This window comes from Colwellia marinimaniae, assembly GCF_002207865.1.
In the GTDB taxonomy this organism is placed as follows: Bacteria; Pseudomonadota; Gammaproteobacteria; order Enterobacterales; family Alteromonadaceae; genus Colwellia; species Colwellia marinimaniae.
On the sequence record NZ_BDQM01000009.1, the window covers coordinates 20,841 to 34,649 of the forward strand.

Consider the following 13,809-nt stretch of genomic DNA (forward strand, 5'->3'; position numbering starts at 1 on the left):
GCATTTTTTTTATTTGTTTTTCGAGTGAGGGTTAAGTGCAATTAGAGTTCTTTGAAGTTCCTAGCCCCTGTGTCAGTATTTGTGAGTCTGATGAAAAAGGCCACTGTCGAGGTTGTATGCGCTCGCGTAATGAACGACAAGAATGGGGCAACTTCACTAACGATGAGAAACAAAAAGTAATAAAACGTTGCCTAAAACGTAAAAAACGTAAATTAAATCAGCAAAAGGTCAAAGAAACTGAACCAGTTATTGAGCCTATCGTTGCCGCTGATTTACAACCCTCCTTGCTTGACCCTCCCCAAGAAATAAAGCCGGTACAAAATACTGACTTAGACTTTAGTGAGTTTGAGTTATAATATTTTAGTTATACTTCTATATTATTTTGAATAACCTACATAAATTCAACGTGTTAATATCAGTTCAATTTTCTAATTTAATACTACTTTATTCAAGGATGAATCCATGCGTTCAAATTTTGTTTTATCAATTTTTTTATTATTGTTAACGGCGTGCAGCCATAAGCAAAATAGCTTAGCTCTCATGACTGACAAAAACCTTAGTCAGCAACTCGTAGCAAATCACCTCGCCATTAATGTCGATAGCTCTGGGCAGCTTGAAGAGCAAGATTTAGCCGCCTTTGCAAAAAAAATTGCCAAGGTACGGATCCTCGCTTTAGGTGAACAAACTCATGGCGCGGGCAGTGTCTTTGCTTTGAAAATAGATTTGATAAAATATTTACATCAACATCATGGTTTTGATTTGTTTATTTTAGAAAGTGGCATGTATGATGTACGGGAAATCATGCAACAAGCAAATGCTGGCAAATCAATAAAAGAATTAGCACCAGGTAATATTTTTTATATGTATGCTAATAGCAAGGAAATTACGCCTTTATTTGATTATGTTAACGAACAGCTAAATACTGACAATCCATTGACCATGGTCGGCTTTGACAGCCAGCATACCGGTGGACTATCTTTGGCGGGCCTTGTTAGCGATTTAACGAAAGCACAAGAAGAAATTGATAACACTTGGGTAAATAGTCCTAATTGGCAAGTGTTTTGCCAGCACATCCAACAAGTACTGGAAGGCTCCAATGTCCGCTTACCCTTAGTACAAGAAACGTTGTTTTTTAGTCAACTCGATACCCTAGCAAGTAATTTTGACCGGCACGGTAATGGTTTTTGGTACCGTATAACCAAAGGGCTGGTCGCTCAAGCTAAAAGACAATGGCAACTTGCGGATAACCGTAGTGAGCAAATGGGTGAAAATATTAAATGGTGGGCAGAGCAATACCCAGATAAGAAAATCATAGTGTGGGCACATACTTGGCATTTAACTAAAGAGGGAAATAAGCAAGTAAATGCTGGAAAAGTGGTTAGTGAAGCCTTTGGTGATGCTTATTACATGGTACATTTTAGCGGTGAGCAAGGGCAATATTTAAGTTATATCGATTTGAAAAATAAAGAGCTCACTACGTTAAAGCAAAACTCAATAGAACAACTATTTAAGCAAGAGACATCCTCAGCGATTAATTATATTGAAAATAAAGGCTTATCACTACAAGGGAGTGACATAGAAGTTTTTGTCAATGATTATCAACAGACACTCCCAGCAAGTGAATGGTCTACTTATTGGGATGGTATGTTTATCCTCAAAGAAATAACACCGGCAATTTACCAACAATAAGGCATAGCTTAATTAATGTCGGTGTCTAGTTAGTATTCCTTGGGTCTTAGTTGGGTCTTAGTTGCGTTTTAGGGTAATAATTACACACTTAATTAGCGGTAAAGTATGAATAAAGTACTAAATTAAATTTTAAGTTAATTATTATTATAAAACGGTTGCCACTGATAATGTTTAACTATATTATACGCGCTCTTTAGAGAGTTCCACTCTGTAAAGAATGCCCCGATAGCTCAGTTGGTAGAGCAGAGGATTGAAAATCCTCGTGTCCCTGGTTCAAATCCGGGTCGGGGCACCATATAAAGATAAAGCCTCAGCACTACTAATTATAAATAGTAATGCTGAGGCTTTTTTCGTTGCTAAAGCTTAAACTTTATAAATTCTATATAAAGTTTGGCACGGAGCCCGCGCCTCTTTAACATTCAGTCACTAAACCTCAGTCAAAAAAAAGCAGCCGTATGTGTAACTCAACTGCTGCTTTAGTTAATACCTAGAGCTGCTTTTTTTAAAGCTGTTCCTTTAAAGAGAAGAGTAAATCTAACGCTTGTCTCGGGCTTAAATCATTCACATCAGTCTCTGCGAGAGTGGTTAGCACTGGGTGCTCATCTGGCGCTAAACTGAGTTGTTCAAAAGCATCACTTTGAATGGGCGAAGCGGTTAACTGATTCGATGTTTGCTGTTGCTCTAATTCGGCTAACCGTTGTTTTGCCCGCTTAATTACCGTTTTTGGCACACCCGCTAGTTGTGCTACTTGTAAGCCAAAACTTTTACTTGCTGCCCCTTCTTGTACTGCATGCATGAATATAATGCTATCGCCATGTTCCATAGCATCTAGGTGGACATTAGCAAGGGTATCAATCTGCTCTGCTAACAGAGTTAATTCGAAATAATGGGTGGCAAACAGGGTAAAAGCTTTGGTTTTAAGTGCCAGCATTTCTGCACACGCCCATGCTAGTGATAAGCCATCGTAGGTGCTGGTGCCACGACCTATCTCATCAAGTAATACTAAACTTCTATCGGTAGCGTTATGCAAGATATTGGCGGTTTCAGTCATTTCAACCATAAAGGTTGAACGGCCACTGGCTAAATCATCTGAGGCACCAATGCGAGTAAATATTCTATCTACTATGCCAATGGTGGCACTGTCCGCGGGGACATAACAACCGATATGGGCAAGTAAAACAATTAGGGCTGTTTGCCGCATATAAGTTGATTTACCACCCATGTTTGGTCCGGTGATGATCAGCATTTTACGTTGCTCAGTTAACAAAATCGGGTTAGCGATAAAGGCATTATTGGTCATTTGCTCAACGACAACATGGCGACCGGCATCAATACTAATACCTGCCTCGGCCACCAAGCTGGGCTTGACATAGTTTAACGCTAATGCGCGCTCTGCGAAGGTGGTTAACACATCAAGCTCGGCAATGGCTTGGCTTAATTGTTGTAATTCCGCTATATCTGGCATGACTTTATCGAATAATTCTTGATAGAGTGATTTTTCTAAGGCTAAGAATTTGCTTCGCGCGCTCAGCACCTTATGTTCATGCTCTTTTAATTCTTCGGTAATAAAACGTTCATTATTTTTTAATGTCTGGCGACGGATATAATTATCAGGGACATTAGCTGCAGCGGTGCGGCTCATTTCAATAAAAAAGCCATGGACCTTGTTATAGCCCACTTTTAGTGAGTGAATGCCAGTACGCTCTTTTTCGCGTTGTTCCAGCTGCTTTAAAAACTCGGTGGCGCCATCACTTAAATCTCGTAATACATCGAGTTCGCTATTATAACCAGGCGCGATAACACCGCCATCACGGATAAGTACTGGTGGGTTTTCGATAATGGCATGTTCAAGTAACCCTTGTAACTGCGGCATTGGTTGGCTTTGCTGTGCTAGGGTGTGTAAGTAACTTGGTTTAGCTAAGGTTAACTCTCTTTGCAGCTCAGGCAATTGTTGTAGCGCATGTCGTAAACGGGCAAAATCTCGTGGTCGTGCCGAGCGTAAGGCTATTCTCGAGACAATACGTTCAATGTCGCCCAAGCCTTTTAATATTGGCTGAATTGGTGTGATTAGATCTAATGCTATGATATCACTTACCGTATCTTGGCGATTATTAAGCACGGTTAAGTCGCGTAATGGAAAGTGTAACCAACGTTTCAGTAAACGCGAACCCATTGGCGTGCAGGATTTATCTAAAATGGCGGCAAGGGTGTTATCAAGTCCACCTTGCAAGTTTTGGGTTAGCTCTAAATTTCGTCTGGTGGCGGCATCAAGCACCACACCATTATTGGCCGATTCACAGATAATGGCACGAATATGGGGTAGGGCAGTGCGTTGAGTATCTTGAACATATTGAAATAAACAACCCGCTGCGGCTAGGCCTAATGGCTTATCATCAACACCAAAGCCGGTTAATTCTTTAGTATCGAACTGTTTATTTAACAAACTGATGGCGGTATCGAGATCAAACTCCCATTCGGGGCGACGACGTAAACCTTTTCTTTGCTCGATTAAACTAAAATCTTGTAGCGATTCGCTGTAGAGTAATTCTGCAGGAGATAACCTTTGCAGTTCAGCTAGCAGTTGTTCACTGGTTTGTGGCTCAGTCAAGACAAAGCGGCCACTGGCCATATCTAAATAAGCCAGACCAAAAGCGGGTGCTGCGTTGTTTTTTAGCTTTGCTTGCGGGGATTGATTGTCGACGATGGCGACAATCAGATTATCTTGCCTATCCGTTAGCAGTGCTTCATCACTGAGTGTTCCAGGAGTTATAACCCGTACCACTTTACGCTCAACCGGACCTTTGCTGGTCGCTGGATCGCCTATTTGTTCACAAATAGCGACTGACTCGCCCAACTTGACCAGCTTGGCTAAATAATTTTCAACCGCATGATAAGGTACACCGGCCATTGGAATAGCGTTACCGCCAGTTTTACCTCGAGCAGTAAGGGATATATCCAATAATTCAGAGGCTTTTTTGGCATCATCAAAAAACAACTCATAGAAGTCGCCCATGCGATAAAAGATCAAAATATTTGGAAACTCAGCCTTAATGGTTAAGTACTGGCGCATCATAGGGGTGTGGGATGAAAGATCTTTTATGGCAGTGGTCATGAAATGCTAAAACTCTTATGTTATTACTAGCTAATGAATAGCTTAATGCTAGGGATAATTATACCGATTGGTAATTCCCTAGATTATGCCATAAGCGCTATTAGCATTGCTTAACTTTTTGCTATTTATTGGCGGTAGAATTACTTATCTAGCCATCCAGGTATTAAACAAAGACCAAGCAACCAGCCACATAACTAAGGCAATAATTATATCTATGGTCATTTTTACTTTGGGTATGCTTAATTGTTTGGAAAGTTTTGCCGCGCCAAGTGCTAAACAACTAAACCAAGTTAATGAGCCCAATACGCAGCCAATGAGGAAATATACTTTGGCATCATCTGAGTATTGGCCACCAACACTGCCAATCACCATAACGGTATCAATGTAGGCATGTGGGTTTAAAAAAGTAACCGCTAAGGTTGTTAAGAAAACAATTTTTGCGGACTTCTTTTTTAACACAGTATCAGGCGTACTTTTACTTTGCGAAAATGCCGACTTCATTGACAGTAAACCATAAACACTGAGAAATATGATGCCACCCCAAGTGAGCATATTAAATAAGGTGGCGTTCTGTGACAGTAAAATACTGCCGCCAAGTACACCTATGCTGATGAGTAAGGCATCATAAAGCACAAAAAGAGCGGCGGTCATTTTGTGATGGTTTTGATTAATACCTTGGTTAATCAACATAGAGTTTTGTGTGCCTATGGGCATTATCATACTCAATGTTAGGGTAAAACCTTTGGCTAAAATTAATAAGCTCATGATGTCCTCGATAAAAATAGTCAGAAAATTTGATAAGCGCTAGTGTGCACTAAGTAAAAGTTTTAATATAATTAATAATTATTAACTATCATTAGTAAAACTTATATAGGGGCTAGGGGATATGGCAAACTTTGATTATAAACATCTTGCGGCATTAGCTGAGGTTATTGAGCAGCAAAGCTTTGCATTAGCGGCACAAAAACTGTTTATCTCCCAATCGGCAATTTCTCAACGAATAAAAGCGCTAGAAGAACATATAGGGCAACCGGTACTTATTCGAAACCAACCCATTGTCGCTACGCTTGCCGGCGAACAAATTCTAAGCCACTTTAAGAAAGTTAAGCAACTTGAGCATGAACTTGTGCCAATACTGTATCCGGACAAACCGATAAAACCGATGAAAGTCTCTTTGGCTATTAATGCTGACAGTATTGCTACTTGGTTTATTGATGCTATTACGCCAATACTTAAGAATCACTTAGTGGAATTGAATTTAATTATTGAACATGAAGAGCGAACCTTAGACAAATTACGCAGCGGGCAAGCCATTGGCGCCGTAAGTGTTATTGAACAACCGTTAAAAGGTTATCGCTCTTTTAAACTAGGGAAGATGGAGTATTGCTTGGTGGCTAGTAAAGGTTTTGCGCAAAAATACTTTCCGGATGGGGTGAATCAAAGGTCGTTAACAATGGCGCCAGCGATAAGTTATGATCATAAAGATGATATGCATGTTCGCTATATTGCGAAACACTTTAATTTAGCGGCTAGTGAATATTATTGCCATAGCGTGTGCTCTTCAGAGGCGTTTGTTGCGCTAGTAAAGCAAGATGTTGCTTATTGCTTGTTACCCAAATTACAAATAGAACAAGAGTTAAATTCTGGTCAATTAATCAGTTTATGCCCAGATAAAAAATTAGTAGAAACATTATACTGGCATAGTTGGGTACTGGTAAAAGGTGTTAATAAAAAAATATCCGAGCAAATTGTTAAAATTGGCCGTGAAAAACTAGCACACTAATTTTTTGGCGATTTATAGTGCTTGCCTAAAATAATGTGACTGTTTATATTAGTGTCTGTTAATCTTTTCGAGCTTACTTTTACCGTAGTTCGTTTGATAGGTAAACAAGGTCGTGCATATGAGCTGGTGTGGCTAGATGAATTTTTTCGTTGTTGCTCCACATTTACATAGAATAACTAGGCGACAAAACCCGCATCGCGATTAAAGTCGCTTAGCATTGAATGAAATTTAACCCTGAAAGGGCAATAGTCCCTAATAGATATTAGGTGTTAATTTTGAGAAATGATTGAAACAATCCTACACACAACAAGAGAGTAAAGCATTAAGAACGTCGACACGAGTCGTTATCTTAACGAGCTTTTTGATCTTAATATTATTGGTCTCACAGAGTTTCTCAGCCAGTAATATCCATCAAAGCTATCAAGAGTCATTGATGGACTCAGTAACTGATCGTATTCTGTCAGATTATCAAGAGTATTTCGCCCAACTGCGTTTAGAAATTGATCTCTTTCAGCAAAAACAACTCAATGCTATCGAGCAATTACAACAGCAAGGTGAGCAAGCTTCTCAGCAAGCGTATATGGAAGTATTAACAGCGCTGAGCAGTGAGATCGATAACACCCGTTTATTTGCTTTGATTGATCAAGATGGCAAGGGTACTTTAAAGCATATAACGGGAAATTTTTTAGCTGACTGTGAAGAAGAAATTGCTGAAACAGTTCAAAATGGTGTGCAAAATAAATTATTCTTACACCGTAGCAAAAGCAGTATTCATTTTGACCTATTACAGCCCCTGGCGACTAAGTCAGGTAAAGGTGCTTTTTTCTTTGTTGCCTTTAACCCTGATGTTTTAATTAATTTACTAAAGAAATATCAACTACCACACCAGCAACTTTTTTTAATGCGTGCCGACTCGCTTGGCGAAGTAGAATTAACCACTGAAACGGAGCATAGTAACACCAGTGAATTAATTATCGGCGGTGAGTTGAAATCTTTTAACTTTGTCAAAGCCATTCCAAATACTCGCTGGCAATTAGCCATACGTTTATCACCACAATATAGCAGTAATTTATATCGCCAGAACTTGATTAAAGCACTACTTATCTGGCTGCTGTTAACCTTATTTATTTATGGTTTTTTCCGCCAGCAAAAACACAGTTTACGCAAGCAATTGCAAGTAGAGCAAGCATTAGCTTACGTGGATAATTATGACCAATTAACTGGCTTAGCCAATAGAGTGAATTTCGACCGACAGTTATCTGAGCATATTGAGGCCAATCACATACTTACCCATAACTCTATTAATGCCAACACTATAGCAAGCAAGCAAGTAGGTGTAGTCATACATATTGACTTGGATAAATTTCAAGTCATTAATAATAGTATCAGTTATGCCGTTGGTGATAAATTTCTCCATCAAATATCGATAAGCTTAAAAGAATTTCTTCCTGATGATGCTATTATTAGCCGCTTAGGTAATGATGAATTTGGCATACTTTTACCTGAGCTATTATTTAGTGAGGCAAAAGACTTTGCCCATAAAGTTCGCTTATTAATACAAAAAATTCGTATTGTTGAGTATCAACAAGATACCAATATTACCGCCAGTATTGGTGTTATCATTTTAGACCAGTCCATTTTTGATGCGCAACAAGTGTACTCATCTTTAGGGCGAGCGGTTAATTTGGCAAAAGAAAAAGGTGGTAATAGAGTACAAGTCTATCAAAGTGATGATGAACAACTGGTTTTGCACGCTAAAGAGATGGAAGCCGTGCATGATGTTGCTGAGGCACTTAAAGATGATCGTTTACTGTTATATCGTCAAAAAATAAAACCTCTTGGCCGACAAGGTAGCTGTCATTATGAGGTGCTGATACGAATGAAAAATGCCCAAGGAATGCTGGTGCCGCCTATTCATTTTATTCCTGCAGCGGAGAAATATGGTTTAATTAGACGAGTTGATCAATGGGTTATTGAAAATACCTTTAAAATGTTAGCTTTATCCCCTGATGATAAGGCCAGTTATAGCATCAATATATCAGGTGTTAGCATAGCTGATCGCGATATATATGATCAGGTAATCAGCCTATTTGAACAATATCAAATACCAGCAAAACGTATTTGCTTTGAAATAACAGAAACCTCGGCCATCACTCATTTAAAGTCAGCCCTGCATTTTATTGATAAAATGAAAGCTTTTGGCTGCCAATTTTCATTAGATGACTTTGGTAGTGGTTTATCCTCTTTTAGCTATTTACAAAAACTACCCGTAGACATCATAAAGATTGATGGTGCTTTTGTTCGGGATATGGACACTAACCCGATAAACCGTGTTTTTGTCGAAAATATTAAGCGCACTGCCGAGGCGATGAATAAAAAAACGATTGCTGAGTTTGTTGAAAATGCAGCCATTGAAAAAATACTAACCGACATTGGTATCGATTATGGCCAGGGCTATCATATTCATAAACCTGAACCTTGGTATGAGCCCAGCCAAAAGTAAACTCTAAATATTGACGATGGCGCATGAGATGGCTTAATCAATAACATGCCTATGTAGTTTACTCAGGAACTTTTTGTATACGTCATCTTCGAAGTCTCTGATCGAAGATCCATTGCTCTTTATACACTGGATCCCCGATTAAAACACCACGGGGATGACGATCCTGAGCCAAGTGCACAGGCATGATCAATAATGAAAAATATAGAATCCGTTGTAGGGATAAACAGACTGCTTCCCTCTCACCAAGGTAACTGCTAAGGCAGCGGTTTTTGGCAATATCACCATCTAACTCACCCTCAAAACGTGCCTTTGAGCCAGTAAAAAATATTGTTTAATACTCATCTACGATTGATGTTGAATAAGTTGATAGCGTCATTCCTTAACCTTAACCTTAACCTGAACTCAGGATAATATCTGGTTGATATTTAAGTAAAATCGACGGGTTACATTCGATGATAAATTTAACCAGCAATTGAAATCACTATATAGCCAATCAATGGCTCAATGTATTCGATTATCAAGGCAAGGCGTTTATTAATAGCGGGCTATTTATCGACATTTTAACGCAGAGTTCAGGTTACTTTATGCCCTGATGGCTAAACTTGGTAATATTGCCAGGAAAAATAAAAATTTAAATAGTAGATAAATAACCATAGATAATTAAATAGTAACTTTTTTAAATAAAACAATAAAAAGTTACATTCTATTTAAAAGTATAATTATATCAGTAGCTTAAAAGTATCTATGCTTTAATTTATTTCCAGTAAAAAAATAAAAATTTAAAAGCTTGATACTGTACGACCATACAGTATACTTGCGTTATTAAATTGAAACCATGAAGATGAAATAGCGATATAATCGCGGAGCAACTATGAAAGACGATAAAGAAAAAGCATTATCTGCTGCCTTAAGTCAAATCGAGAGACAATTCGGTAAAGGGTCAATAATGAAGCTTGGTGATAATACCACTATGGACATAGAAACTATTTCTACCGGTTCTTTAGGGTTAGACATAGCACTAGGTGCTGGTGGTTTACCGTTAGGTCGGGTGGTTGAAATTTATGGTCCAGAGTCAAGTGGTAAAACTACGTTAACTCTTGAGGTTATTGCCTCAGCCCAACGAGAGGGGCGAACCTGTGCTTTTATAGATGCTGAACATGCACTTGATCCTATCTATGCCAAAAAGTTAGGGGTAGATATTGATCAATTACTTATTTCTCAGCCCGATACCGGTGAACAAGCTTTAGAGATTGTTGATATGCTAGCTCGCTCTGGTGCCATTGATGTGATTGTCGTTGATTCTGTGGCCGCGTTAACACCTAAAGCTGAAATTGAAGGTGATATGGGTGATTCTCATATGGGACTTCAAGCTCGAATGATGAGTCAAGCGATGCGTAAATTAACCGGTAATCTTAAAACATCAAACACCATGTTAATTTTCATTAACCAAATTCGCATGAAAATCGGCGTAATGTTTGGCTCGCCAGAAACAACTACTGGTGGTAATGCGTTAAAGTTTTATGCTTCTATTCGTTTAGATATTCGTCGTATCGGCGCGGTTAAAAATGGTGATGAAATCATTGGTAATGAAACACGCGTAAAAGTAGTTAAAAATAAAATAGCACCACCATTTAAACAAGCTGAATTTCAAATTATTTATGGTAAAGGCATCAATAGTTTAGGTGAATTAATTGAGTTGGGCGTTAAACATGGTTTTGTTGAAAAAGCCGGTGCTTGGTATAGCTGTAATGGCGAACGTATTGGCCAAGGTAAAGCGAATGCCGCTAAATACTTAGAAGAACATCCTGATATGGCCAAGGATGTAGATACTAAGTTACGTGATATGCTTTTAAACAAAACGGCAGACGAAGATAAAGCAGTAGACAAAGCCGTAGACAAAGCAGAAGCAGTAGAAAAAGTGGCAGATGTCGCTGAATAATTATCTTTATTGGCTAAGTAACGGCTAAAGATAAATCAAAAAAAGGTAACCTTAGAGCTAAGGTTACCTTTTTTTATGCCGGTATAAAATGGACTAGTGGTTGTGACCACAACCCCCTTCACCATGAACATGGCCATGTTCAAGTTCGTCAGCAGTTGCTGCACGAACTTCAATAATTTCAACATCAAAGCTTAAGTCTAAGCCTGCCAGCGGGTGGTTGCCATCAACGGTAATTTCATCATCTTGTACATCAATAACAATAACCGTTTGTTCACCATCGTCTGTTGCAGCACGTAATTGTGTGCCTAGGCTGAGATCTTCAACACCAGCTAGATCTGCTCTAGGTATCTTTTGCACATAATTATCATTACGTTCACCGTAAGCTTGTTGACAAGATAGCGCCACTTCGAATTGATCACCCGCTTGGTGATCAATAAGGGCATCATCTAAGCCAGCAATTAAATAGCCAGTACCTTGAATAATAGCCATCGGCTTATCATCGTATGAACTATCGATTAAAGTACCTTCGCCGTCAGATACGGCATAATGCATAACAACAACATTATGTTTTGCAATTTTCATTTTTTATCCTAATCATTCAAGTATTGTGCTTATACAGGGGCAAGGGTGTATACCCTTGTTACCTCAAAGTGAAGGGTTCAGCTGGAATTAGATACGTCTTTAGGCAAGGCGTTGATTGACGATAATGGTTATATCCATTGTCGAAATCAAGAACGTAGCATAATGCGTATCTAAACCAGCCCTGCGGGAATTCCTGAGAGGTTCATGCTCATCGTTGCATCTATTTTTAAGGGAGTAACCCTGAATAAAAAGATGCGCCTTAATCATGAATCACTCAGGATTTCTGAAACTCTTATTTTGAAGTATCGAGGGTATATGGTAATGCTTGCTTTGTTACTACGCTGGCAACTTGTGCAGCGATACGCATGGTAGGTTGGTCAGCATCATTAGCTAAAATCGCTTGTAGGTAACAGTTGCCATCATCGGCTTGATAATAGGCTAGAATATCGCCAGCTTTTCGCCAGTTCTCGCCTAATTGCTTTTGTATTACGTCATCCTCTTGTAGGTCCTGCTCAAGTTGGCTATGCAGAGAAAATAGTGCGCGTTTGTTTTTACCTAAATATTGCATTCTAGCGACCGTTTCTTGCCCTAAGTAACAGCCTTTGGTGAAACTAATACCATTAATGGCTTGTAAGTTAAGCATCTGGGGCACGTAATGGCCGCTAGTGCTGGCGGTTAATATAGGAAACCCTTGGGTTATTTCTAATAAATCCCATACCTTTTGTGAAAACATCGGTAGTGCCAAGGATGTAACTAGTGAGGTAATAGCGGCTGGATCATCTATGATGATATAGCGAGGCTGTTCACCTGAGATATAAACTAAGCTGGTTGAGTTAATTTGTACCACGGGGTTTAAAGTATCAGGTACTTGAGAGAATTCACGCTGTAATAAAACACTGGCTTGTTCACCCACTAAGGCGATAAACGTTAAGTCTTTAACTTCTTCAATAGTGACCTTAGCGAAAACAGCAAATTTTTTCAACGCGTTAAGTGAGCTGTCAATACTGGTTTTAGGTTGTAATAATAAGTGAGCAGCTGAGCGGTTAATTAATCTGAAAACAGAAAAAACTTTTCCCTTAGCATCACAGTGAGCACCGACAAGTAAGCTTTGCTCTGTGCTGTTATTAACATCACAGGTTACTTGTCCTTGCAAATATTTACTTTGCTCTTCACCAGATAAAGAAATGGCGCCAAAATTGTTAAGCTCAATAAGATAGGTACTTGGCAACTGAGTTAAAGCAGGTAATTGTGTATTGGTTGTTATTGTCATAATGAACTCTATGAAAAAGCGTGGGACTAGCTTTGCTGGACGATTAAAGGTTAACTATAGAATAGGGACGAAATTGCTAAAAACAACTAGATCTTGGATTTATATTAGTGAAAATTAGTGTTTTTAATAGCTGTGCTCGGTGAGTTATTGCTACAATGCCCGTGTGATAATCAATTAAGGGTATTTATGTCTGGTAATGACGTTTCAAGCAATACAGTGACACATGATGAAAACTCTACTAGTGTGTTAAAAGTTAATAAGGCTAAGCTAAAGTGGGCATGTCGTCGCGGAATGTTAGAATTAGATGTATTGTTTATTCCTTTTGTTGATGAAGCCTATGATGACTTATCAATAAAAGAGCAGTTCACCTTTGAACGTTTACTCACTTGCCAAGACCCAGAATTATTTGCATGGTTTATGGGGCATGAACATTGTGAAGACACAGAACTCAACGCTATGGTGCAATTTATACTCAAACGCGTCAAACTATAATATTAATGTTCGAAACTCTCGCTATAAGCTAGCATTATATAGCTTTGTAGTCGTGTTAATATGCTTAACTATCCTTGTTAGTACTAGCTTTTATTATCTTTTAGCTCAATGCTTGGCCCTAGTAAGTCTAATAGGTCTTAGTGTGTTTTTATCCATTAACAATGCTAGCGCCATAAGCCGTTCTTTTACCTTAACGGCAACTGGCGGCTTTTATCTAGCTGGCAGTCCGACAAGTTATCAACTATTAGCAGCAAGTAGAGTAAGCTTTATCGGCTGTTGGTTAGTTATGGTACCAAGTGAGCCGATACTCACGCCACGCAGTAATGCCGCCAATAACATCCCTAAACAGTTATTTATATATAGGGATAGCTTTTCTAAGCAAGACTTTTCTCGTCTTGCTCGGGTAATAAAGCAACTCGGTGACGTCACCTAAAGACGC

At 38.9% G+C, this 13,809-nt stretch carries 11 protein-coding genes and 1 tRNA gene; 8 read left to right on the forward strand and 4 right to left on the reverse strand.

Annotated elements, in window-relative coordinates; genetic code table 11:
- The first annotated feature begins 35 nt into the window (after positions 1–35).
- The 3 genes from MTCD1_RS07340 to MTCD1_RS07350 all read left to right on the forward strand — a co-directional run bounded on the left by MTCD1_RS07340 (position 36) and on the right by MTCD1_RS07350 (position 1,984).
- Positions 36–356, forward strand: coding sequence for a DUF1289 domain-containing protein (locus tag MTCD1_RS07340; protein WP_057181952.1), 321 nt, complete (start codon positions 36–38; stop codon positions 354–356).
- A 106-nt stretch (positions 357–462) separates the two neighbouring features.
- On the forward strand, positions 463–1,689 hold the full coding sequence (locus MTCD1_RS07345; protein ID WP_057181950.1) for an erythromycin esterase family protein: 1,227 nt from the start codon (positions 463–465) through the stop codon (positions 1,687–1,689).
- A 219-nt stretch (positions 1,690–1,908) separates the two neighbouring features.
- Positions 1,909–1,984, forward strand: a tRNA-Phe gene (locus tag MTCD1_RS07350).
- A gap of 207 nt (positions 1,985–2,191) precedes the next feature.
- Here the strand turns inward: MTCD1_RS07350 and mutS are convergent.
- On the reverse strand, positions 2,192–4,801 hold the full coding sequence (gene mutS / locus MTCD1_RS07355; protein ID WP_057181948.1) for a DNA mismatch repair protein MutS: 2,610 nt from the start codon (positions 4,799–4,801) through the stop codon (positions 2,192–2,194).
- A gap of 144 nt (positions 4,802–4,945) precedes the next feature.
- Positions 4,946–5,566 (reverse strand): LysE/ArgO family amino acid transporter, encoded by a 621-nt coding sequence (locus MTCD1_RS07360; RefSeq protein WP_057181946.1) that lies wholly within the window; start codon positions 5,564–5,566, stop codon positions 4,946–4,948.
- A 121-nt stretch (positions 5,567–5,687) separates the two neighbouring features.
- On the opposite strand from MTCD1_RS07360, the gene MTCD1_RS07365 reads away from it, so the two are divergent.
- The 3 genes from MTCD1_RS07365 (at position 5,688) to recA (ending at position 11,026) form a co-directional block, all read left to right on the forward strand.
- Positions 5,688–6,584, forward strand: coding sequence for an ArgP/LysG family DNA-binding transcriptional regulator (locus tag MTCD1_RS07365; protein WP_057181944.1), 897 nt, complete (start codon positions 5,688–5,690; stop codon positions 6,582–6,584).
- A gap of 286 nt (positions 6,585–6,870) precedes the next feature.
- Positions 6,871–9,087, forward strand: coding sequence for a putative bifunctional diguanylate cyclase/phosphodiesterase (locus tag MTCD1_RS07370; RefSeq protein ID WP_143760092.1), 2,217 nt, complete (start codon positions 6,871–6,873; stop codon positions 9,085–9,087).
- A gap of 871 nt (positions 9,088–9,958) precedes the next feature.
- Positions 9,959–11,026: a recombinase RecA gene (recA, locus tag MTCD1_RS07375; RefSeq protein WP_057181940.1), complete on the forward strand. Its 1,068-nt coding sequence runs from the start codon at positions 9,959–9,961 to the stop codon at positions 11,024–11,026.
- A 93-nt stretch (positions 11,027–11,119) separates the two neighbouring features.
- Here recA and MTCD1_RS07380 read toward each other — a convergent pair whose 3' ends face one another.
- Together MTCD1_RS07380 and ygfZ are read right to left on the reverse strand one after the other, a co-directional pair.
- Positions 11,120–11,608: an FKBP-type peptidyl-prolyl cis-trans isomerase gene (locus MTCD1_RS07380; protein WP_057181938.1), complete on the reverse strand. Its 489-nt coding sequence runs from the start codon at positions 11,606–11,608 to the stop codon at positions 11,120–11,122.
- Between the two features lie 292 nt (positions 11,609–11,900).
- Positions 11,901–12,878 carry a tRNA-modifying protein YgfZ gene (gene ygfZ / locus MTCD1_RS07390; RefSeq protein WP_057181936.1) on the reverse strand — a complete coding sequence of 326 codons (978 nt, stop codon included), beginning with the start codon at positions 12,876–12,878 and terminating at the stop codon, positions 11,901–11,903.
- Between the two features lie 186 nt (positions 12,879–13,064).
- Between ygfZ and MTCD1_RS07395 the strand changes: the two genes are divergently transcribed.
- Positions 13,065–13,370: an FAD assembly factor SdhE gene (locus tag MTCD1_RS07395; RefSeq protein ID WP_197410289.1), complete on the forward strand. Its 306-nt coding sequence runs from the start codon at positions 13,065–13,067 to the stop codon at positions 13,368–13,370.
- Positions 13,371–13,512: 142 nt separating this feature from the next.
- Positions 13,513–13,803 (forward strand): hypothetical protein, encoded by a 291-nt coding sequence (locus tag MTCD1_RS22685; protein ID WP_057181934.1) that lies wholly within the window; start codon positions 13,513–13,515, stop codon positions 13,801–13,803.
- The last annotated feature ends 6 nt before the right edge of the window (positions 13,804–13,809 follow it).

Bases quoted from the DNA above. Each gene is read 5' to 3' on its own strand.
- MTCD1_RS07380 (WP_057181938.1), bottom strand. From the start codon at position 11,608: ATGAAAATTGCAAAACATAATGTTGTTGTTATGCATTATGCCGTATCT.
- MTCD1_RS07360 (WP_057181946.1), bottom strand. From the start codon at position 5,566: ATGAGCTTATTAATTTTAGCCAAAGGTTTTACCCTAACATTGAGTATG.
- MTCD1_RS07395 (WP_197410289.1), top strand. From the start codon at position 13,065: ATGTCTGGTAATGACGTTTCAAGCAATACAGTGACACATGATGAAAAC.
- recA (WP_057181940.1), top strand. From the start codon at position 9,959: ATGAAAGACGATAAAGAAAAAGCATTATCTGCTGCCTTAAGTCAAATC.
- MTCD1_RS07365 (WP_057181944.1), top strand. From the start codon at position 5,688: ATGGCAAACTTTGATTATAAACATCTTGCGGCATTAGCTGAGGTTATT.
- mutS (WP_057181948.1), bottom strand. From the start codon at position 4,801: ATGACCACTGCCATAAAAGATCTTTCATCCCACACCCCTATGATGCGC.
- ygfZ (WP_057181936.1), bottom strand. From the start codon at position 12,878: ATGACAATAACAACCAATACACAATTACCTGCTTTAACTCAGTTGCCA.
- MTCD1_RS07345 (WP_057181950.1), top strand. From the start codon at position 463: ATGCGTTCAAATTTTGTTTTATCAATTTTTTTATTATTGTTAACGGCG.